Annotated in this window: 24 protein-coding genes; 12 read left to right on the top strand and 12 right to left on the bottom strand. The window is 68.6% G+C overall.

What is annotated here, in order from left to right:
- The gene (locus OG405_RS05620; protein WP_327150562.1) at nucleotides 1–1,989 is read right to left on the bottom strand and encodes an APC family permease; all 1,989 of its coding nucleotides are present in this window, start codon (nucleotides 1,987–1,989) and stop codon (nucleotides 1–3) included.
- 185 nt (nucleotides 1,990–2,174) lie between these two features.
- Between OG405_RS05620 and OG405_RS05615 the strand changes: the two genes are divergently transcribed.
- Nucleotides 2,175–2,840 (top strand): potassium channel family protein, encoded by a 666-nt coding sequence (locus OG405_RS05615; protein ID WP_327150561.1) that lies wholly within the window; start codon nucleotides 2,175–2,177, stop codon nucleotides 2,838–2,840.
- 2 nt (nucleotides 2,841–2,842) lie between these two features.
- Nucleotides 2,843–3,562 carry a potassium channel family protein gene (locus tag OG405_RS05610; protein ID WP_327150560.1) on the top strand — a complete coding sequence of 240 codons (720 nt, stop codon included), beginning with the start codon at nucleotides 2,843–2,845 and terminating at the stop codon, nucleotides 3,560–3,562.
- A 38-nt stretch (nucleotides 3,563–3,600) separates the two neighbouring features.
- On the opposite strand, the gene shbA is transcribed toward OG405_RS05610, so the two are convergent.
- From shbA to OG405_RS05595, 3 genes are all read right to left on the bottom strand, one after another.
- On the bottom strand, nucleotides 3,601–4,239 hold the full coding sequence (gene shbA / locus OG405_RS05605; protein ID WP_327150559.1) for an RNA polymerase sigma factor ShbA: 639 nt from the start codon (nucleotides 4,237–4,239) through the stop codon (nucleotides 3,601–3,603).
- 143 nt (nucleotides 4,240–4,382) lie between these two features.
- Nucleotides 4,383–5,108 (bottom strand): DUF3159 domain-containing protein, encoded by a 726-nt coding sequence (locus OG405_RS05600; RefSeq protein ID WP_327150558.1) that lies wholly within the window; start codon nucleotides 5,106–5,108, stop codon nucleotides 4,383–4,385.
- Between the two features lie 3 nt (nucleotides 5,109–5,111).
- On the bottom strand, nucleotides 5,112–5,516 hold the full coding sequence (locus tag OG405_RS05595) for an OB-fold nucleic acid binding domain-containing protein (RefSeq protein ID WP_327150557.1): 405 nt from the start codon (nucleotides 5,514–5,516) through the stop codon (nucleotides 5,112–5,114).
- Between the two features lie 158 nt (nucleotides 5,517–5,674).
- Here OG405_RS05595 and OG405_RS05590 point away from each other — a divergent pair, with 158 nt between their 5' ends.
- The gene (locus OG405_RS05590) at nucleotides 5,675–6,337 is read left to right on the top strand and encodes an alpha/beta hydrolase (RefSeq protein ID WP_327152230.1); all 663 of its coding nucleotides are present in this window, start codon (nucleotides 5,675–5,677) and stop codon (nucleotides 6,335–6,337) included.
- Nucleotides 6,338–6,381: 44 nt separating this feature from the next.
- Here OG405_RS05590 and OG405_RS05585 read toward each other — a convergent pair whose 3' ends face one another.
- Together OG405_RS05585 and dut are read right to left on the bottom strand one after the other, a co-directional pair.
- Nucleotides 6,382–7,323, bottom strand: coding sequence for a DUF3710 domain-containing protein (locus OG405_RS05585; RefSeq protein ID WP_327150556.1), 942 nt, complete (start codon nucleotides 7,321–7,323; stop codon nucleotides 6,382–6,384).
- Nucleotide 7,324: 1 nt separating this feature from the next.
- Nucleotides 7,325–7,819, bottom strand: coding sequence for a dUTP diphosphatase (gene dut, locus OG405_RS05580; protein ID WP_327150555.1), 495 nt, complete (start codon nucleotides 7,817–7,819; stop codon nucleotides 7,325–7,327).
- 142 nt (nucleotides 7,820–7,961) lie between these two features.
- Between dut and OG405_RS05575 the strand changes: the two genes are divergently transcribed.
- The gene (locus tag OG405_RS05575; protein ID WP_327152229.1) at nucleotides 7,962–8,459 is read left to right on the top strand and encodes a DUF3093 domain-containing protein; all 498 of its coding nucleotides are present in this window, start codon (nucleotides 7,962–7,964) and stop codon (nucleotides 8,457–8,459) included.
- A 13-nt stretch (nucleotides 8,460–8,472) separates the two neighbouring features.
- Here OG405_RS05575 and OG405_RS05570 read toward each other — a convergent pair whose 3' ends face one another.
- Nucleotides 8,473–8,775, bottom strand: a complete 303-nt coding sequence (locus tag OG405_RS05570) for a DUF4193 domain-containing protein (RefSeq protein WP_062995989.1) — start codon at nucleotides 8,773–8,775, stop codon at nucleotides 8,473–8,475.
- A gap of 391 nt (nucleotides 8,776–9,166) precedes the next feature.
- Here OG405_RS05570 and cei point away from each other — a divergent pair, with 391 nt between their 5' ends.
- Nucleotides 9,167–9,847 carry an envelope integrity protein Cei gene (cei, locus tag OG405_RS05565; RefSeq protein ID WP_327150554.1) on the top strand — a complete coding sequence of 227 codons (681 nt, stop codon included), beginning with the start codon at nucleotides 9,167–9,169 and terminating at the stop codon, nucleotides 9,845–9,847.
- A 25-nt stretch (nucleotides 9,848–9,872) separates the two neighbouring features.
- Here cei and OG405_RS05560 read toward each other — a convergent pair whose 3' ends face one another.
- Nucleotides 9,873–10,784 (bottom strand): inositol monophosphatase family protein, encoded by a 912-nt coding sequence (locus tag OG405_RS05560; protein WP_442790666.1) that lies wholly within the window; start codon nucleotides 10,782–10,784, stop codon nucleotides 9,873–9,875.
- A gap of 210 nt (nucleotides 10,785–10,994) precedes the next feature.
- Here OG405_RS05560 and ppgK point away from each other — a divergent pair, with 210 nt between their 5' ends.
- Both ppgK and OG405_RS05550 read left to right on the top strand, forming a co-directional pair.
- On the top strand, nucleotides 10,995–11,753 hold the full coding sequence (ppgK, locus tag OG405_RS05555) for a polyphosphate--glucose phosphotransferase (RefSeq protein ID WP_327150553.1): 759 nt from the start codon (nucleotides 10,995–10,997) through the stop codon (nucleotides 11,751–11,753).
- A gap of 168 nt (nucleotides 11,754–11,921) precedes the next feature.
- Nucleotides 11,922–13,301, top strand: coding sequence for an RNA polymerase sigma factor (locus tag OG405_RS05550; protein ID WP_327150552.1), 1,380 nt, complete (start codon nucleotides 11,922–11,924; stop codon nucleotides 13,299–13,301).
- Between the two features lie 79 nt (nucleotides 13,302–13,380).
- Here OG405_RS05550 and eutC read toward each other — a convergent pair whose 3' ends face one another.
- A complete protein-coding gene (gene eutC, locus OG405_RS05545; RefSeq protein ID WP_327150551.1) occupies nucleotides 13,381–14,175 on the bottom strand; it encodes an ethanolamine ammonia-lyase subunit EutC in 795 nt (264 codons plus the stop codon).
- Between the two features lie 37 nt (nucleotides 14,176–14,212).
- Nucleotides 14,213–15,634, bottom strand: coding sequence for an ethanolamine ammonia-lyase subunit EutB (locus OG405_RS05540; RefSeq protein WP_327150550.1), 1,422 nt, complete (start codon nucleotides 15,632–15,634; stop codon nucleotides 14,213–14,215).
- Between the two features lie 244 nt (nucleotides 15,635–15,878).
- Between OG405_RS05540 and OG405_RS05535 the strand changes: the two genes are divergently transcribed.
- Nucleotides 15,879–17,093 (top strand): sensor histidine kinase, encoded by a 1,215-nt coding sequence (locus OG405_RS05535; RefSeq protein WP_327150549.1) that lies wholly within the window; start codon nucleotides 15,879–15,881, stop codon nucleotides 17,091–17,093.
- On the top strand, nucleotides 17,090–17,752 hold the full coding sequence (locus OG405_RS05530) for a response regulator transcription factor (protein ID WP_327150548.1): 663 nt from the start codon (nucleotides 17,090–17,092) through the stop codon (nucleotides 17,750–17,752). Before OG405_RS05535 ends, OG405_RS05530 begins: the two co-directional genes overlap by 4 nt.
- A gap of 18 nt (nucleotides 17,753–17,770) precedes the next feature.
- On the opposite strand, the gene OG405_RS05525 is transcribed toward OG405_RS05530, so the two are convergent.
- A complete protein-coding gene (locus OG405_RS05525; RefSeq protein ID WP_327150547.1) occupies nucleotides 17,771–18,130 on the bottom strand; it encodes a DUF952 domain-containing protein in 360 nt (119 codons plus the stop codon).
- Nucleotides 18,131–18,399: 269 nt separating this feature from the next.
- On the opposite strand from OG405_RS05525, the gene OG405_RS05520 reads away from it, so the two are divergent.
- Nucleotides 18,400–18,594 carry a DUF7455 domain-containing protein gene (locus OG405_RS05520; RefSeq protein WP_029903635.1) on the top strand — a complete coding sequence of 65 codons (195 nt, stop codon included), beginning with the start codon at nucleotides 18,400–18,402 and terminating at the stop codon, nucleotides 18,592–18,594.
- An 87-nt stretch (nucleotides 18,595–18,681) separates the two neighbouring features.
- Here the strand turns inward: OG405_RS05520 and OG405_RS05515 are convergent, their stop codons facing one another.
- Nucleotides 18,682–19,419: a TetR/AcrR family transcriptional regulator gene (locus OG405_RS05515; RefSeq protein ID WP_327150546.1), complete on the bottom strand. Its 738-nt coding sequence runs from the start codon at nucleotides 19,417–19,419 to the stop codon at nucleotides 18,682–18,684.
- 383 nt (nucleotides 19,420–19,802) lie between these two features.
- Here OG405_RS05515 and OG405_RS05510 point away from each other — a divergent pair, with 383 nt between their 5' ends.
- Nucleotides 19,803–21,554: a DEAD/DEAH box helicase gene (locus OG405_RS05510; protein ID WP_327150545.1), complete on the top strand. Its 1,752-nt coding sequence runs from the start codon at nucleotides 19,803–19,805 to the stop codon at nucleotides 21,552–21,554.
- Nucleotides 21,554–22,114, top strand: coding sequence for a hypothetical protein (locus OG405_RS05505; RefSeq protein WP_327150544.1), 561 nt, complete (start codon nucleotides 21,554–21,556; stop codon nucleotides 22,112–22,114). The genes OG405_RS05510 and OG405_RS05505 overlap by 1 nt, the downstream gene beginning before the upstream one ends.
- The last annotated feature ends 2 nt before the right edge of the window (nucleotides 22,115–22,116 follow it).

Below are 22,116 nucleotides of genomic sequence, written 5' to 3'. Positions count from 1 at the left end.
TCACCCGTTGTCTCCATATCCGCGACGTACCGCTCCCGGCGCCGCGGGTTCGCCCGCCACCCGGGCGCGAGCCGAGGAACTGAGCTGCCACGGCACGCTGGTCACCATCACACCCGGTTCGAACAACAACCGGCCCTTCAACCGCAGCGCGCTCTGATTGTGCAGTACCTGCTCCCACCAGTGCCCCACCACGTATTCGGGGATGAAGACCGTCACCACATCGCGCGGCGCGTCCTTGCGCACCCGCTTCACGTAGTCGAGCACCGGTTTGGTGATCTCGCGGTAAGGCGATTCGATCACCTTCAGCGGAACCGGATTGTCGCTGTTCTCCCAGTCCCGTACGAGCGCGCGGGTGTCGTCCTCGTCGACGTTCACCGTGATCGCCTCCAGCGTGTCCGGCCGCCCGGCCCGGGCGTAGGCCAGGGCCCGGCGCGTCGGGAGATGCAGCTTCGACACGAGAACGATCGAATGGGTGCGGCTCGGGAGCACGCCGTCCCATTCGTGTTCCTCGAGTTCCCGCGCTACCGAGTTGTAGTGGTGGTGGATCATCTTCATGATCACGAAGATCACCGCCATGGTCACGATCGCGATCCAGGCGCCGGCGAAGAATTTCGTGATCAGCACGATCACCAGCACGGCGCCGGTGGCCACCAGCCCGAGCGCGTTGATGGCCCGGGAGCGGATCATCCGGCGGCGTTCGATCGGATCGGTCTCCCTGCTCAGCAACCGGGACCAGTGCCGCAGCATGCCGGTCTGGCTCAGAGTGAACGAGACGAAGACGCCGATGATGTAGAGCTGGATCAGCCGGGTCACTTCCGCGTCGAAGGCGATGACGAACGCGATCGCGCCGATGGCCAGGAACAATATCCCGTTGCTGAACGCGAGCCGGTCCCCGCGAGTGTGCAGCTGGCGGGGCAGGAACCGGGCCTGCGCCAGGACCGAGCCGAGGACCGGGAACCCGTTGAAGGCGGTATTGGCGGCGAGCACCAGGATGACCGAGGTCACGACGGCGACGAAGTAGAAGCCCGGGGTGAAACCACTGAAAACCGCATGCGCGATCTGCGCGATCAGCGTTTTCTGGTGGTATCCCTCCGGTGCGCCGACGAGTTGTTCGGGACGCTCGGCGAACACCACATGCGCCTGCCGGGCGAGCACGATCATGCCGAGCAGCAACACGATGGCGATCGCACCCAGCATCAGCAGTGTGGTCGCGGCATTACGTGATTTGGGTTTCCGGAACGCCGGAACCCCATTGCTGATCGCCTCGACACCGGTGAGCGCCGCACATCCGGAAGAGAAGGCGCGCGCGAGCAAGAAGATCAGCGCCAAGCCGGCCAGATGTTCGTCCTCGGCACGCAGTTCGAAGGATGCCGATTCGGCGCGCACTTCGTGGTCCAGAACGAAGATCCGGATCAGCCCCCACACCAGCATGGTGAACATCCCGAACAGGAAGGCATACGACAGCAGTGCGAACAACCGCCCGGACTCACGCACCCCGCGCAGGTTCATCGCGGTGATCAACGCGATGGCGGCCACCGCGAACAACACCTTGTGGGTGGCGATGAACGGGATCGCCGAACCGATCGTCGACGCGGCCGACGATATCGAGACCGCGACGGTCAGGACGTAGTCCACCAGCAGGGCACTGCCGACCGTCAAACCGGCCGTGGCGCCGAGATTGGTGGTGACCACCTCGAAATCACCGCCGCCCGACGGGTAGGCGTGCACGTTCTGGCGATAGCTGGTGACCACGATGACCAGCACGACCGCGACGGCCAATCCGAGCCACGGAGCGTAGGCGTAACCGGCGAGTCCGGACACCGACAGCACGAGGAAGATCTCCTCGGGCGCGTACGCGACCGAGGACATCGCGTCCGAGGCGAACACCGGCAGCGCGATTCGTTTCGGCAGCAGGGTGTGGCCCAGGGAGTCACTACGGAATGGCCGCCCCAGCACAAGACGCTTGGTGGCGGTCGTCAACTTCGACACTGGACGGAGCATAAGCCCCCGCGCTCCGCGGTGCTGCCAGGCATCACCGGAAGGCGGGGTTTGACCACCCCCTGCGGGGGGAACGTGGCTGAGGGCGAGAACCAGCGAGTACGGTTCGTTCTCGCAGCAGCTACAAGGCAGTTTCACTTGCCGTAGGGCAGACCGAGTCAGGAGCGAGGTTCACCGTGTACGTGGTGATCATGGGATGCGGCCGGGTGGGGGCGTCGCTGGCCCGTGCCCTGGTCCGGATAGGTCACGAGGTCGCCGTGATCGACCGCAACCCCGACGCGTTCCGGCGGTTGGGCGCGGATTTCCCCGGTGAGCAGGTCGTGGGCGTCGGTTTCGACCGCGATGTACTGCGCCGGGCGGGCATCGAACGGGCCGGCGCCTTCGCGGCGGTCTCCTCGGGTGACAACTCCAACATCATCTCCGCCCGGGTGGCGCGGGAGATGTTCGGTATCGAGCGGGTGGTCGCCCGCATCTACGACGCCAAACGGGCGGCCGTCTACGAGCGGCTCGGAATCCCGACCATCGCGACAGTTCCCTGGACGACCGACCGGTTCCTGCACACCCTCATCGGCGACGCGGGCACCACCACGTGGCGGGATCCCACGGGGACCGTGGCCGTCGCCCAACTCCTCCTGCACGAGGACTGGTACGGGCGCACGGTCAGCGAACTCGAGGACGCCACCGGCGCGCGGGTAGCGTTCGTCATCCGGTTCGGGCAGGGCAACCTGCCGGACGCCAGAACCGTCGTCCAGGCCGACGATATCGTGTACGTGGCCGCCACCTCCGGTTCCGCAGGTGAGGCCGTCGCGCTGGCCGCGAAACCTCCAGCCGACAAGGACTGATCATGAAAGTGGCCATTGCCGGAGCCGGGGCCGTCGGCCGCTCCATCGCTCGCGAACTACTGCGTTCGGGACACAATGTGATGTTGCTCGAACGCCAGCTCGACCATATCGACCGTGATTCGGTGCCCGAAGCGATCTGGGTACATGCCGACGCCTGCGAACTCGCGCTGCTCGAGGACGCCGGTCTGGAGGACTACGAGGTGGTCATCGCCGCAACAGGCGACGACAAGGCCAATCTCGTGCACAGCCTGCTGGCGAAAACCGAGTTCGGTGTCCGCCGGGTGGTCGCGCGGGTCAACGATCCACGCAACGAATGGCTGTTCGACGATTCGTGGGGGGTCGATGTGGCTGTCTCCACCCCACGCCTGCTCGCCTCCCTCGTAGAGGAAGCGGTGTCGGTGGGTGATCTCGTCCGGTTGATGACCTTGCGGCAGGGCCAGGCCAACCTGGTCGAACTCACGCTGCCGCCGGATACGACGCTGGCCGGGAAGCCGGTACGCAGCCTGAAACTGCCGCGTGATTCCGCGCTGGTCACCATCCTGCGCGGCGGCCGGGTCATCGTGCCGCAGCCCGACGACCCGTTCGAGGGCGACGACGAACTGCTGTTCGTGGTTTCCGCGACCGCCGAGGAGGAACTGCGCGCGGTGCTGGCCCCGCACGGTATGGAGCCGACGAGTGGCCACACCACGGGTCTGACGCCGGCTCAGGACGCCGAATACTGACCACCCGACAGCATTCGGCCCGTTCCTGGGCTCAGATGTCAGGCGGCGACCGGCTGCGCGGCGCGTGAACGCAGTTTGTTCAGCGCCCGATACTGCATGACCCGGACGACGCCGGGGGTGGTGCCGATCGCCGCTGCGGTCTCGGCAGCGCTCCAGCCCAGCACGATCCGCATCACCAGCACCTTGCGGTGCACGGGGTTGAGCTGCTGCATCAGTTCACGGGCCAGGTCCCCACGTTCGGCGGCCAGTGCCCGCTCCTCCGGGCCGGCCGCGGTCGACACCGCTTCGGGAAACTCGGCCACAGGGTAGGCCGGGTGGACCTGTGCACCCCGGAAGGCATCGGACACCTTGTTCGCCGCGATCCCGTACACGAACGCGAGGAACGATTTCCCCTGATCCCGGTAGCGCCCGATCGCCTGCACCGTCGCCATCAGCACCTCCTGCGCCACATCGTCGGCGGTGACGTGCAGATGGGTCGCGTTACCGAGGCGGGTCCGGCAGTAGCGCTGCACCGGGGGCTGGATCAGTCGCAGGATCTCGGCCACAGCCGCGGGGTCGCCCGCGGCCGCCGCCGGGACGAGGATTTCCAGTTCCGCGGATACCCGGCGGCTCTGGGACCGTACCGGATGCTCGTACCCCCGCTCCGGGCGTGTGATCGCGTGCTGCTCGGTTCGCATTCGCCAGTCCTCTCGGCAGATCGTCTTCCTGTAGACGATCGTCCGATGAACGGCGGCCCGGAGATAGACACCAAAGGGTGGGTCCTGGTCCACCCTTCCGGATCACCGTGGCCCGCTCCTCCGGATACGGTCCGGATCCGGACTCAGTCCGCGGTGGCGGAATGCCGCCCGGAGGCCGTGGGCAGATGCCCGGCGCGGCGCACCGCCCAGACCGTCACCCCCAGTGCGACGGCGGTGAGCGGCCAGCCCATCGCGATCCGCGCGGCGGCCAGCCAGCCCGTGCTGTCCGCGTCGTAGAGGTGATGCTGGACCAGGTAACGAGCGCCGAATACCAGAGCCCAGGCGATGGTCGCGATGTCGTAGAGACGGACCACCCGCGAGTCGCCGCGCCAGTCGCCGCCGTGACCGTTGAGCACGCCCCACACCACACCGACCAGCGGCCGGCGGATCAGGATCGAGATCAGGAACGCGGCGCCGTAGATCAGGCTGGTGTAGATGCCGAACAGGAAGAAGCCCTTGGCCTCCCCCACCCGCCAGGCGATCAGGGCACAGATACCCACCCCGATGAAACCGGAGATCGCCGGCTGGATCGGCTCGCGGCGCGCCAGCCGCCACACCAGAATCGCGGCCGCCACCCCGAGAGCTGCCCAGATCGCCGCGGCGAGCCCGAACAAAGTGTTCACCGGCACGAAGATCAGTACCGGCAGCGTCGAATAGATCAGGCCGCCGAAACCGCCCAGCTGTTCCAGCAACGTCTGCTGGGCCGGTTCCTCACGGGTGTCGTCGGTGGAGCCCTCGGTCGGCGGAGAATCCGCAGCGGCCTCGACTCGGGGCAGTCGCGTGGTGGCGTACTCGTCGCTCGATGGCATACGTCAGCTGTTTCCGCGCAATTCGTAGTAGGGGTTGAAGATCACCTTACGGCCTTCACGCTCCCCGATCCGGCCGCGCACCATGATGCGCCGTCCCGATTCGATACCGGGGATTCGGCGCCGGCCGATCCACACCAGGGTGATGGCATCGGTGCCGTCGAAGAACTCCGCCTGCACGCTCGCGCCCGTGGCCTGGGGACAGGAGTCGACGCTGCGTAGACGACCCAACATCGTCGCCTCCTCGCCACGCCGGCACTCCGACACCCGACAGGCGCCCGAGGCGTCCGCCGTCTCCGCCAGCTCCTCGGCGTCGAGCTGATCGAGATCCTCGGTCAATCTGCGGCCGAGCCTGCGAAAATATCCGGTCGCGGACTTGGCGCCCGCTTTTCTTCCTGCCGCGGAAGACATCGCCTGCTCTCCTGTGCGCGGATGATATGGATCGCACATCATCCGAATTTCCTGCTACGGCCCGGCTGTGGCCGTACCCGCCACTGTAGATGGGTACCGGCGGCACCGCTACGCTCGGTCCGGTGTTCGATTCCCCACGTCCGGCTGTCGTCGTCGCTCTGCCCGGGACCGGTTCCGACGCATGCTTCGCGCGCCGCGCGTTCGGCCCCGCATCCGCCGCCGCCGGACTCGATTTCCTTGCCGTCGACCCTGATCCGGACGCGGTGATCGAGAGTTATCGCACAGCCCTGGACAGTGCCGCGGCCCGCGGGCCCGTGCTGGCGGCCGGGATTTCACTCGGGGCTGCGGTCGCCGTCGAATGGGCCGCCGGCCGAGACCCGGCCGATGTCAGTTGCGTCGTCGCGGCACTACCCGCGTGGACGGGCCCCGATACCGCGGACTGCCCCGCGACCCTCAGCGCCGCGATGACGGCGGCGCAACTGCGCGCCGAGGGGCTGGAACCGGTGATCGCTCGTATGCGGGCCGGAAGCCCCGCCTGGCTGGCCGACGCGCTGACCCGGTCGTGGCGGTCGCAGTGGCCCGGGCTGCCGGGCGCACTGGAGGAAGCCGCCCAGTACAAATGGCCCGAACCCGCCTTACTCGACGCGCTGGCCGTCCCGCTGGCGGTGATCGCTGCGACGGACGATCCGGTCCATCCGCTGGCGGTGGGACGGGAATGGGCGCGGCGGGCGCCCCGCTCGGCGCTCGACGAGGTGACGTTGGCCGAACTCGGCGCCGATCCGGCCGTCGTGGGCCGGCTGGCCCTGCGGCACCTCGCCTGACGCCACGCGGTCCCTGCCCCGCCCGGGACCGGGACCGCGATCGATCAGTTCCGGCCGAGCTGCTGCATCGCCGAACCCTCGGCACCGCGCCGCGGCTGCTGGGGCTGCTGGGGCGGCAGCACCGCGGGCGTCGGCGAGGGCCGGGCGCTGGGTGGCGGGGTCGCCACCTGCTGCTGGGCCTGCTGTTGCTGCTGCTGGTGGGCGGCGGTGAGCTGTTCGGCGAGTTGCTGCGGTAGGACCACCGGCAGCGGTTCGCGCACCGGGAGCGCGTCGATACCGCGCCGAATGATCGTTTCGCTCAGCACCGTACGTGCCGCCACGACCAGTGGACCACCCGCCGCGGCCGAACCGGACGGTCCCGCCGCTACCAGCCGGATCATCCAGCGGTACCCGTCCACACCGATGAACCGCAGATCCGCGCCCTCGGTGACCGCCACCAGTTCCCGGCCCCACGGACCCTTCTCCACCGAGACCCGAGCACCGTCCTTGCGCAGCGATTCCGCGAGGTCGGCGGCGACCGTACGCCACTGGCCCTTCGATTTCGGCGCGGCGTAGGCCGCCACGGTGATGCGGCCGTGTTCGGTGGCCAGATGGACCGCCTGCGGCGTGCCCTGCGGGGTCATCTCGACCTGCAACTGGCCGCCGGGCGGCACCGGCAGGATCACCGAACCCAGATCGAGCCGGGTATCGGTGAAGTTCTCCAGCACCTCGGCGACATCGTCGTAGTCGTAGGGGCCGCGCCGCTGGGGTTCGGTATCGGGATCATCGATCGCGGCGTCGTAGGCGTCGCTGTAGGCGGCGCCGCCGTATCCGTCGTCGTAGCTCTCGTCACCCTCGTCGCTGTAGGACTCGTCGTAGTCGGCGCGGTGGTAACCGCCCTCGTCGTAATCTTCGTATTCGCCGGTTTCGTACTCGCCGGTGCTGTATTCGCCGGTGTCCTGCCCGTCCTCGGATCTGCGTCCGCCGGATTTCCGTCGTCCGAACATGTCAGGCCTCCTTGCCGTCGGCGGCGTCCGCCCCGCCCGGCGTCAAACTCGCGTGTCCCCCGCTGGATCCGTGACCGCCCGCACCGCGTGCCGACTCGTCGAGTCGATCCACCGCCACGAAATCAACCAGTTCCACCCGCTGCACCAGCAGCTGCGCGATCCGGTCGCCACGGCGCAATTCGATGGGAGTGCGCGGATCGTGGTTGATCAGGCACACCTTGATCTCGCCCCGATACCCGGCGTCGACGGTCCCCGGTGTGTTCACCACGGATAGTCCGGCCTTGGCCGCCAGCCCGGAGCGGGGATGGATCAGGCCCACGGTGCCCACCGGCAGCGCGACGGCGATACCGGTACCGACCAGTACCCGTTCCCCCGGCTCCAGGACGACATCCTCGGCGGTGCACAGATCCACACCCGCGTCGCCTTCGTGGGCGCGCGTCGGCATGGGAATCCCGGGGTCCAGCCGGAGCAGCGGTATCGGTGAGAGTGCGTTCACGTCCGACCAGCCTACGCGCAGGCCCGGCGCCAGTGTCGCTTAGTGTTGAGTCGTGTCCGACCAGCCTCGACCCACCGAAACCGAGCACCTCGCGGAACGCGAAAACGAGCGTCGCGCCGGGGGCGCTGACGAGCACCTCGCAGTGCGCGCTGACGAGCACCGCACTCGACCGCAGACACCCACTCATCGTGAGCGTCTCTGGGTCCCGCTGTGGTGGTGGCCGGTGGGCTTCGCCCTCGCCGGTCTACTCGCCGCGGAGATCCATATGGGTGCACCCGGCCTGCGGGCCTGGCTGCCGTATGTCCTGCTGTTCCCGGTGCCCGTCTGGGTGCTGCTGTGGATGAGTCGGCATCGTCTCGAGGTCGCACCGGACGCGACGGGCACGCCCGAACTGCGCGTGGACCGGGCCCATCTGCCGGTGTCGTTCGTCGCTCGCGCGACCGTGGTGCCCGAGAGCGCCAGAAGTGCGGCGCTGGGCCGTCAGCTCGATCCTGCGGCCTACGTCCAGCACCGCCCGTGGATCGGCACCCTCGTGCTGCTGGTGCTCGACGATCCCGACGACCCGACGCCCTACTGGCTGGTCAGCACGCGGCGGCCCGCAGCGGTCCTTGCCGCGCTCGGGATCCCGAGCGCGGAATGACCGCACGTACCGCTCAGGCTGCGCAATCCATGCAGATGAGCTGACCGCCGCTTTCGCTGGCCAGCCGGCTGCGGTGGTGTACCAGGAAACAGCTCGAGCAGGTGAACTCGTCGGCCTGTTTCGGGATAACCCGAACCGTCAGCACTTCCTCGGACAGGTCCGCGCCGGGGAGCTCGAACGACTCCGCGGTATCGGATTCGTCGACATCCACGACGGCGGACTGTGCCTCGTTGCGACGAGCCTTCAGCTCCTCCAGCGAATCCTCCGAGACCTCGTCGGATTCGGTGCGCCTCGGTGCGTCATAGTCGGTTGCCATGTCGTCTTCCCCTCGTCCTTACTCCGTATATCCGGATCGGCACACGCCGTCTCTCGACTGCGCCCGCCGCCCCGCCGGTGGTGCACTTCACACCCGCACCGGTCCTCTATCAGGGCGAATCCGGCAGACTCACCTCTGATAGCGTCCGGACAACGCATGAGTTGCCCTGCTTGTTCCCACGACCGAACGCAGATTTACTCATGGATATTTCGGTCTGGGCGGGCAGACAATAGCGGACGGTGCGGAAAATGTCGCAATCGAAACCCCGCCGTGTCGAAACCGCTGGGCAATCGATATGCGCCCCGGAGCGCGCCGTGACCGGCCCCGGTAACGCGCCCGGAGCGGCCTGGGTAATGCGCGGCGCCCGGGTCGGGGTACGTACAGTATCGACGTGGTTTCACTGATCACCGAAGGCAGTCCGACGGATTCCAAAGGCCGTCCATATCCGCGCCGACGGCCGCGGCCGTGGCTGATCCTCGTCGTCGTGCTCGTGGTTGTTTGCGCAGGTCTGTGGGTAAAAGCACTGACCACGAACGACGACGACCACACGCCGATGGCGTGCAGTTCGCCGACCCCCGCGACCGATCCCAAAGCCGGCCCACAGCCGCTGCCCGGGCAGCGGGTCGGCTCGAGTCGCCTCGGGGACGTGGAGCCGGCCCCGACGGGGGGCACGAAGGTACGTGTCCTGAACGCCAACGGTCAGCGTGGTCAGGCCGCGCATGTCGCGGCACAGCTCGGTGATCTGGGTTTCGGCAGCCCGCCCGGCGACCCTTATGGTAACGATTCGGTATACGCAAACGGTGACTTGGAATGCACCGGGCAGATCCGGTTCGGTGAGAACGGCCGCCCGGTCGCGGCCGCGGTACAGCTCGCGGTCCCGTGCGCCGAGCTCGTCGAAGACAAGCGGTCCGACGAGACCGTCGATCTGGTGCTGGGATCCCTGTTCGGCGGCGACCTCCAGCCGAACAACGACGCCGAAGAGGTTCTGCGGCTACTGAAGAACCCGGTCAGCGGGGAGAGTCCCGCCATCGACCCCGATATGCTCGCGGCGGCCCGAACCGCCCGCTGCTGATCGACCGACCGCCCGCTCCGGGCGGTCAGACCTCGGGGATCGGAGCGGATACACCGAGGTGGTCGAGCAGCGCGAACAGTTCGTCCCCGATACCGGGTGCCGCGGCCACCACGAGTGCTCCGTCGGCGCCGGTGGTGGGTAGCGCCGGCAGTCGCAGCACCGCACCGGCCTCGGCCGCGATCAGCGCACCGGCCGCCCAGTCCCACGGGTTCAGGCCGTGTTCGTAGTGTGCGTCCACCCGCCCCTCGGCGACCATGCACAGATCCAGTGCTGCCGCGCCGATCCGGCGGATATCCCGTACATGCGGCAGCAGCTCGGCGACGCGGGCTGCCTGCCGGGTCCGCCGGGAGACTCCGTAGGCGAACCCCGTGGCGACCAGCGCCAACCGCACGGACTCCACCGGATTGCAGCGCAACGGCGTATCGGTGCCGTCCGGCCCGATCCGCAGCGCCCCCGCCCCGGACGCGGCGGTGTAGACCGTCGACGCGGCCACGTCGGCGACGGCCCCGGCGACCGGTCGGCCGCCGCGTACCGCGGCAACCGACACCGCGTACGCCGGGATCCCGTAGAGGAAGTTCACGGTGCCGTCGATCGGGTCCACCACCCACACCACCTCGTCGTCACCCGCGGCAGCCAGATCGCCGCCGCCCTCCTCGCCGAGGATGTGGTCATCGGGGCGCAGCCGGGCGAGTTCGTCGCGGATCAGCTGTTCGGTCTCGGTATCGACGACGGTCACCGGGTCGGTCGGGGTGCTCTTGGTGCGGACCGCAGCCTCCGCGGCAGCGGTGGAGGCGAAGACTTCGGGACGGCGGTCCCGGACATGCGCGGCCGCGAGACCGGCCAGATGGGTGGCTATCCGGCGCAGCACGGTGGCATCGGCGGAGGTGGGTTCGGTGGCAGCGGTGAGAGTCCAAATCGATTCCGGCACGCCCTCCATCGCAGCACAGATCCTGCGGTCGGGGCATCCGGGCACGCGCATTACCCTTGTCGTGCACACCACATCGGCGGAGTGCGGGCCCCGGAGGAGGCCGCGCGACGCGTGTGGCCGGTCGACGCCGTCCGGAATTCCTCCCGCGCGGCCCGGCCCACACGAAAACCGGTGCGGCGCACGACCACATCGGCCAGCACAGGGAACGAGGGAACCCGCATGTCCGTTCGACGGCACGCGTTCGGTATCGATATCGGCGGCAGCGGCGTCAAGGGCGCCACGGTCGACCTGGATACCGGAGAGCTCGTGCACGACCGCATCAAGATCGCGACCCCGCGTCCGTCCACCCCTGCCGCGGTGGCGGCAGCCGTGGCCGAGTTGATCGAGTCCGCGAAGTGGGACGGGCCGGTCGGTCTCACCCTGCCCTGTGTGGTCCTCGGCGGTGTCGCGCACACTGCCGCCAACGTCGACAAGGCATGGATCGGTACCGACGCCCGGGAACTGTTCGCGACAGCTCTCGGCGGCCGGGAGGTGACCGTGCTCAACGACGCCGACGCCGCCGGGCTGGCCGAGGACCGCTACGGCGCGGCGCGCGATATCGACGGCCTGGTGCTCCTGCTGACCTTCGGTACCGGTATCGGTTCCGCGCTGCTCAACAACGGTTCACTCGTTCCGAACACCGAACTGGGGCATCTCGAGATCGGCGGGATGGAAACCGAGCACCGGGCCGCCGCCTCGGTCAAGGAGCGAGAGAACCTCGGCTACCCCGACTGGGCCGCGCGAGTCAGCACGGTGCTGAGCGGTCTGGAGGATCTTTTCTGGCCGACGGTGTTCGTGGCCGGGGGCGGAATCAGCCGCGACGCCGACCAGTGGATTCCCCTGCTCACCAACCGTACCCGCGTGGTCCCCGCGAACCTGCGCAACACAGCGGGTATCGTCGGCGCGGCCATGGCCGTCGACGCCGGGATCACCCCCTGAGGTTGTCCACGCCACAGGTCAAGGCACACTGGTCGGATCGTTACAATGAAAGCACCCGGCGGTGAGCCGGACCCCCGACCGGCGTTTTAGCCGGTAAACCCGACAGACCGCTCCGCCGGAATACTACTCTGGCGTGACGCCGCACGAGACCGTCACGAAAGGGCGTACGTGGTAGCCACGAATACCCGTCAGACAGCCGAATCGGCCGACGCCGAGGCCACGGAAGTTCCCGCGGCACGCCCGGCGCGCAAAGCCGCGGCCAAGAAGGCTCCGGCCAAAAAGGCCGCCGCCAAGAAGGCTCCGGCCAAAAAGGCCGCTGCCAAGAAGGGAGCCGCCAAGAAAGCCCCGGCCAAGAAGGCCGGGAGCGCAGGCGCCCCAGGCGCGGGAGAGGAGCAGCTCGACGACGATTCGCTGGAAGAGGCAGATCTCGGCGACCTGGAAGTCTCCGAGGACGATCTCGCCGAAGAGGGCGACGAACTCGTAGCCGAGGTTGCCGAGGAGACCGAGAGCGAGGCGGCGGACGGCACATCCGAACCCACCGCAGCGGACAAGGCCTCCGGCGATTTCGTCTGGGACGAGGAGGAGTCCGAAGCACTGCGCCAAGCGCGCAAGGACGCCGAACTCACCGCCTCAGCCGACTCGGTACGCGCATACCTCAAGCAGATCGGCAAGGTCGCGCTGCTCAATGCCGAGGAAGAGGTCGAACTCGCCAAGCGGATCGAGGCCGGGCTGTACGCCGCGGAGAAGATGCGTGAGTTCACCGAGGCCGGGGAGAAACTCCCCGTGGCCACGCGCCGCGATTTCAACTGGATCATCCGCGACGGCAACCGCGCCAAGAACCATCTGCTCGAGGCGAACCTGCGCCTGGTGGTCTCGCTGGCCAAGCGCTACACCGGCCGCGGTATGGCGTTCCTGGATCTCATCCAGGAGGGCAACCTGGGCCTGATCCGTGCGGTCGAGAAGTTCGACTACACCAAGGGCTACAAGTTCTCCACCTACGCCACCTGGTGGATCCGGCAGGCCATCACCCGCGCCATGGCCGACCAGGCGCGCACCATCCGTATCCCGGTGCACATGGTGGAGGTCATCAACAAGCTCGGGCGAATCCAGCGCGAGCTGCTCCAGGATCTGGGCCGCGAGCCCACCCCGGAGGAGCTGGCCAAGGAAATGGATATCACCCCGGAGAAGGTGCTGGAGATCCAGCAGTACGCCCGGGAACCCATCTCGCTCGACCAGACCATCGGCGACGAGGGCGACAGCCAACTCGGTGATTTCATCGAGGATTCCGAGGCCGTGGTCGCGGTGGACGCGGTCAGCTTCACGCTGCTGCAGGATCAGCTGCAGTCGGTGCTGGAGACCCTGTCCGAACGTGAGGCGGGGGTGGTGCGGCTGCGGTTCGGTCTCACCGACGGCCAGCCGCGCACCTTGGACGAGATCGGTCAGGTCTACGGGGTCACCCGTGAGCGGATCCGGCAGATCGAATCCAAGACCATGAGCAAGCTCCGGCACCCCAGCCGGTCGCAGGTCCTGCGCGACTACCTGGACTGAGTTCCGGCAGTCCCGCGCAGCGGCCCCTGGACACATCCGGAACCATCGGTTCCCGCAGTGTCCAGGGGCCGTTGCGCGGCTACCCGGTCTCGTTCGCCGGTAACGCAGCGGCCGTCCTCGGAAACAGCGCGTCCCGGGAGGTGTCCTTCAGTGCGACGCCGGAGCGACCGATCCGCCTGGCTCCGTCGATGAGCACGGCGATCACCTCCGCCGCCCGGCGGTAGCCCAGCCCCTCGGGCGGATGGATATTCGAGACGCAGTTGCGGTCGGCGTCGGTGCGACCGGGGCGCGGCAAATGGGTCAGATAGATACCGAGACTGTCGGCCACCGAGAGACCGGGGCGTTCACCGATCAGCACCAGTACCGTCGAAACCCCCAGTGCGGAACCGAGATGATCGCCGAGTGCCACACGTGCCTGCGTCGCCACTACCGGCGGCGCGATCGAATACTGCGGGACCAGCACCGCGAGGAGGGCCGCGACGGTGGGTGGACCGTGTTCGGCCAGTGCCCGGGCAGACAGCCCGTCGGCGAGGACCAGGCCGATCTCGGCACCGGCGTGCCGCGGGAGCCGATCGGCCATGTCCGGTTCGACCGCCGGTAGGCGTCCCAGGTCGGGACGGCGCAGATATTCGGCGCGGTCGCGGGCCCGGCTGGCGACGTGCACCGCATCACCTGCTCCGAGTTCGGCCAGCCGCGCGCTCAACGCCGGTACGTCGAGAGGAGTGTGCACCGCGTCGCGAGCGGCGGCGTGCGCGGCCGCGAATTCCAGCACACGGCGGGTAGGCAGCGCGTCGCCGGCGCGGCCCAGACCGATTCGCGCCTGGGTGAGCGACCGCAATCCGAGCCAGAAAGCCTGGGTTTCCGCGTCGTTCATCGATCCCCTATCGGTGGTCGGCGGCGCCCGGCCGGTGTCATCGGCCCGCCGTCAATGCCCGCAGTGGCGACGCGGCGGGCGCCACGGGCAGGATCCGCCCCGTCGCGTCCAGCATCCCGAGCCGGTCCAGCCACTGCGCGAATTCCGGGGCGGGCCGCAGACCCAGCACCCGGCGCGCGTAGAGCGCATCGTGGAAACTCAGGCTCTGGTAGCCCAGCATCACATCGTCGGCGCCGGGAACCGCGATGACGAACGCGCATCCGGCAGCCCCCAGCAGGGTGAGCAGGGTGTCCATATCGTCCTGGTCGGCCTCGGCGTGGTTGGTGTAGCAGACATCGACACCCATCGGCAGGCCCAGCAGTTTGCCGCAGAAATGATCCTCGAGACCCGCGCGCACGATCTGTTTCCCGTCGTACAGGTACTCCGGGCCGATGAAACCGACCACGGTGTTGACCAGCAGCGGGCGCAGTTCCCGGGCGACCCCGTAGGCGCGGGCCTCGAGGGTCTGCTGATCCACCGGCTTCCCGCCTGCTCCGCGGTGCGCATCGGCGGACAACGCCGAGCCCTGGCCGGTTTCCAGGTACATCACATTGTCGCCGACCGTGCCACGACGCAGCGACCGCCCGGCTTCGTTCGCCTCGCGCAGCAAGGCCAGATCCACACCGAACGCGGTATTGGCGGCCTCGGTGCCGGCGATGGACTGGAACACCAGATCCACCGGTGCTCCGGCCGAGATCAGTTCGATCATGGTGGTGACATGGGCCAGCACGCACGACTGCGCCGGGATATCGAATCGGGTCCGGATTTCGTCGAGCAACCTGAGCAGCTCCGCTGCCGCACGGGGGGAATCGGTGGCCGGATTGATACCGATCACGGCGTCTCCGCAGCCGAGGAGCAGGCCGTCCAGGATCGCGGCGGCGATACCGTCTCGGTCGTCGGTGGGATGGTTGGGTTGTAATCGGGTGGCCAGCGTGCCCGGGGCGCCGATGGTGGTCCGGAAAGCCGAACTCACCCGGGCGGCATGCGCGACGGCGATCAGGTCCTGATTCCGCATGATCTTGCTGACCGCCGCGACCATCTCCGGGGTCAATCCGGGCGCGAGGTCACGAAGGGTGGCGGCCGAGTCGCCAGTGCCCTCGCCTGCGGCGATGCCGAGCAGCCGGTCCCGCAGATCGCCGACGGTCAGGGCCGCGATCGGAGCGAACGCCGCACGGTCGTGGCTGTCCAGAATCAGCCGGGTGACCTCGTCGGTTTCGTAGGGGACAACCGGCTGTTCGAGGAACTCGGCCAGCGGTACCTCGGCCAGCACCCATTGGGCGGCCGCCCGCTCGGCATCGGTGGTCGCGGCGCAGCCGGCCAGTTCGTCGCCGCTACGCCGAGGCGTGGCCTTGGCAAGTACGTCCACGAGGCCGTCGAAGTGATGGTTGGTACCACCGAGCTGCTGGGTGTAGACCTTCATCCGGATCCCGTCCGTGCGGACCGCCCGATCGCCGGTTGGTGGTGAATCGGTCACCGTGCCGGTCGCGTGGGCGGCCGAAATACACCGTCCATTCGCAGGCTACCGCTGCCGCCGGCTCCGTGCGCCGCACAACGGTTGCCGGGTCGGCATGCGCCGATGTTCCCGGCGACCTCGGCACTCCGTACCGGCGCCGCTCATCACTTCGATGGAGCCCGGACGGGGATCGGTGTGCTGAGATGAACGGATGGGACGGTGGTCGGCGTTATCGGCGACGACACGTGACGTCGTCGTCGCGGGCGGGTGGTTCCTGTTCGGCCTACTGCTGTATCTGGCCGGTTTCAACATGATGTTCGCCGCCGAGGCGGAGGCGGGCCCGCTGTGGCCCCGCATCGTGATTCTCGCGCTGGCGAGTTCGGCCCTGCTGGTGCGGCGCCGGGCACCGATCACGGCCATGGTGCTGGGGCTGGTACCGCTGGCACTGGATCTCTCGCTCGGTCCGACGCTGCCGATCTGGCTCGTCTACACCGATCTCATCTACGCGGCGGTGGTGTACGGCACCCGGCGCCAGATGCAAGGTGCGGTGGTGGCCTGGCTGGCGCTCTCGGCGACTGCGGCAGGGGTCGTGCTGGCGATCACCGGCGATTGGCATCTGATGTCGCTGGCCCTGGTTCTCGCGGCGGCATTCGTCGGCACCTCGCTGTGGTGGGGCCTGACCGTGCGCGCGCACAAGGAGACCGCCGACGCCGAACGGGCTCGCGCTCGCGCGCAATCGCTGGTCGCCGAACTGGACAGGCAGGCGGCGGTGACCGACGAACGCAAGGCCATGGCCCGCGATCTGCACGATGTGATCGCCGGTCATCTGTCGGCGATCGCGCTGCAGTCCGAAGCGGCGCTGGGCATCCTCGACGGCACCGCCGACCCGCGGCTGGCCGGGGTGCTGGGCTCCATCCGCACCAACAGCGTCGAAGCGCTGCGGGAGATGCGGACGATGATCGGCCTGCTGGGCCGCGACGACGATGCCGACCAGACCGCCGCGCCGGGGCGACTCGCTCAGTTACCGGGGCTGGTGGCCGCCGCCCGGCAGGCGGGCATGCCGGTCCGGGTCCAGCTGGACCTGGGCGCGACCGTACCGGCCGGCGCGGTCGATCAGGCGGCCTACCGAATCGTTCAGGAAGCGGTGACCAATGTGATGAAGCACGCACCCGGGCAGCCGGTGGACATCGACGTACGCGCCGAGTCCGCTGCGTTGACGGTGACAATACGCAACGCTCTGACCGGCGGATCACCACCGGCGCAGGCCGGTCCGGCCGATGCCGACCGGCGCGGACTCACGAATATGCGCGAGCGCGCGACCGCGCTGGGCGGAACGTTGCGGGCGGGCCCGGAAGCCGGTGCCTGGTGGGTACGGGCCCGGCTCCCCCTGGTCGCGGTCCCCGAGACCGCGGGTGACCCGCGGTGACGGTCCGGGTGCTCATCGCCGACGATCATGCCGCGATCCGCGCCGGTCTGCGCATGATCCTGGACGCGGCCGGCGATATCGAGGTCGTCGGTGAGGCCGCCGACGGGGACGTCGCGGTATCTCAGGCCCGCGCCCTACGGCCGGATGTGGTGCTGATGGATGTGCGGATGCCCGGGGTGGACGGCATCACCGCGACGACCCGGGTCACCGACGCGGGGCTGGCCCGGGTTCTCGTCCTCACCACTTTCGACCTGGACGAGTACGTGTTCCGCAGCCTGCGCGCGGGCGCCGCGGGTTTCGTGCTGAAATCGGCGTCGGGACCGGCGCTCGTCGATGCGGTCCGCGCTGTCGCCGCGGGCGAGGGCGTACTGGCACCGGAGGTCACCCGCGCGGTGATCGACGCCTTCGCCGGCACGCCGTCCGAACGGGCTCCGCAACCGCCTCCGGGTATGGCCGACCTCACCGGCCGGGAGAAACAGGTGTTCGACTGCCTGGGCGGCGGGCTGTCCAACGCCCAGATCGCGACGCGGCTGTTCATCAGCGAGACCACGGTGAAAACACACGTCTCGCGTGTTCTCACGAAGCTGGGGATGCGGTCGCGCGTACAGGCCGCTATCCTGGCGCGCGAACTCGGTGACGGCACCGCCGGGCATCGGTAGCGAGGCCGGGGCGCCGGGTCAGCCGGCCAGCGGCGCGAAGTACCCGTCGGGGCCCGGCAGATAGCTGTCGACCTCCAACACGGATTCGACCGGCAGTGGGCCGTACAGATGCGGGAAACGCACGGCGGGATCGTCGCTGGGCGCACCCGGCTCCCAGCGTACCGGCGCAGCGAGCAGGTCGGGATCCAGCCGCAGTAACAACAGATCGCGTCGACCTGCGAAAAGCCGGTTGGCGGGTAGGTGCACCTGCTGCGGCGCGGAGAGGTGGACGAACCCCTCCGACCGCAGCGAATCGGGCCGATGCGCACCTCGTTCCCGGGCGAGTGTCCACTCACCGGGAGTACAGAGGTGAACAAGGGTGTGAGTGTCACAGGGCACGGGTAACCTCCGATACACAACTCGACAGTCGGTACGGAGCAGCGGTACTACGTTTTCCACACCCGCCCCGCGGTGTTCGCCACAGGCGGAAACCGCTGGTCGTGTTAGGGAAAACACAGTGGTTCCCCAGTGGGAACAAAGCCGATGCCCCGAACGTCTGACAGAGTAGTTACACCACTGCTGGGAAGTAGCGGAAGCGAGCCCGCGGAGTGACCACGGGCCTCACACCAGGTGAACGGTATTGTGCCGGAAGCCAGGACGGAGGAGTCATGCCAGGAACCCTGACAAGCACCCCACTGACCGCGGTCGATCGCTGCGATCGCTGCGGGGCGGCTGCGCGTGTGCGTGCCGTTCTGCCCGCAGGTGGCGAGTTGCTCTTCTGCCAGCATCACGCGAACGAACACATGGACCGACTGCGCGAACTCGAAGCCGTGATCGATACGGAATCCGCTCCCGCTCTCTGACCCGTCCTCGCGTCCGACACAACAACATCGAACAACAGAACACCGCTTCCGTGGCGGGCGACTATCCGGTCGCCCGCCACGGACGTCTCAACCCGGCAGGATGCCGTCGATCAACCGCTGCAGTCCGTAGTCGAAATCACCGTCGGGGTCACCCGGGGCCTGGTACAGCTCGCCGACGGCTGTGCCCACACGGGAGGACAACGGAAACTCGCCGGCGGGCATGACCTGCTCGAGTACCGGGCCGTGCGCCTCCCACCAGTCGGCATCGGACTGCTCCCGCGCGCTGCGGGCGGCGGCGAGCGCAGTCCGCGCGTTTCCGGTCGCGAACTGTCCCAGGACCGCGATCACCCGGTCCATATCGATATCGTCGAGCCCGGCCCCGTCCACTGCGGCCAAGTGCCGTTCGTAGCGCCGCATCCGGCCGGGCCCCAGCACCATCCGCCAGGCCGGCACTTCGAACAACCACGGATGGGCCAGGTACTCGTCCCGTATCTGCTGTGCGACGGCCACCAGCCGGGCGCGGACCGGCAGTTCGGCGGGAATCGGGGCGTCCTCGCGCGCGACCGCGTCGACCATCAACATGGTGAGCGCGTCCTTGCTCGGTACGTAGGTGTACAGGCTCATCGGCCGCAGACCCAGTTCCGCCGCGACCGCACGAATCGACACCTTCGCGTAGCCCTCCCGGTCGGCGAGGCCGATCGCCGCCGCCACCACCTCATCGACGCTCACGGTCTGCCGCGGGCCGCGGCCCCCGCTCCGGGGCGGCAGTTCGTGCCGCCACAGCAGTTCGAGCAGGGCCCGGGCCGGATCGGTCGCGCGGGTCACATCCGCCCCCGGCCGGCCGCACTCGGTACCGGTACCGGTCGGCCCACATGCCGAACCGGGCGGAGTTCGGTGACGGCACGGTGTTCGGTGCGCCCGGGCACCCCGGTGGAGCCGGCACCCGGGGCCGAAGAGGCCGGCACCCGGGCCGTTCCCGCGCTTCGGGGATACGGGCCACGGCGGCCACGAGGCCGCGGGCCCGCCGGGGCGCCGCCGCTGATCATCGAGCTCCTTTCATCGCCTTGTAGGGCCGCCCGAGAATCGATCGGACCGTATTGGAACAAAACCGGTAGCCTACGCGTTGGCCTATTACTCCGTACGCCATACGTTGATCATAGGGGTGCACACTGCCGACCATCGAGACCACCTACCTGCCCGACCGTCACATGTTCGCCCTGTGGACCTGGACCGGCCGGGAACCGGGCCCGGCGCCCGCGGGAATCGGCGATATCGCAACCCTCGAACTCGCCGTACCGAGCGGGACCCTGGCGCAGGCCCGTGCGGGAAGTACCACCGTGCAGGTGACTCCGGTCGACTGCGCCCTGATGGACCCCACCGGTTTCGCCGGACTCGTCCCGCCCGATCCCGGTGCCTCCACCCGCGCCTGGCAGGCGATCCTGGCCGGCGACCAGGCGGACCTCCCCCTCGCCGGACACGCGTTTCCCAACGCCCAGGCAACCGCGATACTCACCCGCGACCACGCCCTGTCGGCCCTCCGCGACACCACGGCCGTCGCGGCCGACCTACAGGATGTGCTGCACGCCGAACTGCGGCCCTATCAGGCACGTGGGATCGGCTGGCTGCGTGAGACCGTCGCCCGCCACGGCGGTGCGATCCTTGCCGACGAGATGGGTCTCGGTAAGACCGTGCAGACGATCGGCCTGTTGCTGGGCCGGGCCACGCTCGGCCCGCAACTCGTGGTCTGCCCGACCTCGCTGGTGGGCAACTGGGTACACGAAATCGCCCGCTTCGCGCCAGGGCTGCGACCGGTGGCCTGGCGCGGCGGCGATCTCGGCACCGAGGCCGGGGAGATCGTCGTCACCGGATATCCCGTCCTGCGGTTACACGGCCACCGGATCACCGGAAACGAGTGGGCCACGGCAGTGTTCGACGAGGCTCAGGCATTGAAGAATCCGCGGACACAGGTGTCGAAGGCCGCCCGGGCGCTCGACACCGCGGCCGTCGTCGCGCTGACCGGAACCCCGGTGGAGAACCGTCTGGAGGAACTCTGGGCGCTCCTACACCTCGTGACGCCCCGGTTGTTCGGACATCGTGCCCAGTTCCGCCGCCGCTTCGTCAAACCCATCGAGCAGGGGTCTGCCACCGCAGCCGCCCGGCTCCAGGACTCGATCGAACCGGTGCTGCTCTCCCGGCGCAAAGCACAGGTGGCCGCGGCGCTACCGGCCAAAATCCACAACGACCTCCTGTGCGACCTCACTCCGGAACAGGAGAAACTCTACGACCAACTCCTCGACCGGGCGGTGGCCGACGGTTTCGGCACCGGGACACAGCGGCAGGCCCGGGTTCTGGCGGCGCTCACCGCACTGAAGCAGGTCTGCAACCATCCCGGACTCGTGGACGGCGACCTGGGCGAATCGAGCGGGCGCTCCGGAAAGCTCGATCTGTGCACCGATATCGTCGCCGCGAATCTCGATAATTCCGCGCCCACCCTGATCTTCACCCAGTACCGCGCCACCGGCGACCTCCTGGTGCGGCATCTGGCCGAACAGTTCGCTGTCACCGCACCTTTCTTCCACGGCGGGCTGAGCCAGGCCGAACGCGCCGCGATCGTCACCCGGTTCCAGTCCCCCGACGGGCCGCCGGTACTGGTACTGAGCTTGCGCGCGGCGGGGACCGGACTCACCCTCACCCGCGCCGCCGATGTGATCCACTTCGATCGGTGGTGGAATCCCGCGGTCGAATCCCAGGCCTCCGACCGAGTGCACCGGATCGGGCAGACGCGCACGGTCACCGTCACCACACTGACCTCGGCGACCACCGTGGAGGAACATATCGCGAGCATGCAGCGCCGGAAGTCGGCGCTCACGGATCTCGCGGACAGCAGCGGTATCGCCGGTCTGGCCCGGCTCGACGACGAACAGCTACTGGAAGTACTGCGCCGGAAGCGGGGAAACTGATGGTGGACAACGAATTCGGATACACCCGCTGGGGTATGGATTGGGTCCGGCTGGCCGAGCCGCTCCGGCAGACCCGCCCCGAGCCGCTGCTCCCCCGGGCCCGCAGTATCGCCCGCAACAGCGGAGTCCACACGGTGACGGAGGGGCGGATCGTCCGCGCGCACATCCATCGCGGCGGGAAGGCATCGATCACCCACATCGAACTGGCGCCGCCGGCCCGGACCACCGTCACCGCGCTGACCGCTATCGTCGGCACCGCGCCGACTCTGCTGACCGACGAGATGCATGCGGCGGCCCGTGCCGCGGATATCCCGGTGGCCCCGGAGCTCGCGGCGATCGACTGTTCGTGCAGTGCGCGTACCGCGCGCTGCGTCCATGTACTGGCGACGTTCTACGATCTCGCGCGCCGCGTCGACGAGGATCCGCGACTCAGCCTGGATCTACAGGGGTTCGGTCAACCGGACCACGGTGCCGCGGCGGGCGATTCCGGTGCGGTAGCGGAACGACCGCGCTGGATACCACTCAACGCGCTGGATCCCGCGGGCTTCTTCGAGGTGTGAGC

The organism is Nocardia sp. NBC_01329, assembly GCF_035956715.1.
Lineage (GTDB): Bacteria > Actinomycetota > Actinomycetes > Mycobacteriales > Mycobacteriaceae > Nocardia.
The sequence above is the reverse complement of the archived record's forward strand: the minus strand, read 5'-3'. Positions and strand labels throughout refer to the sequence as shown.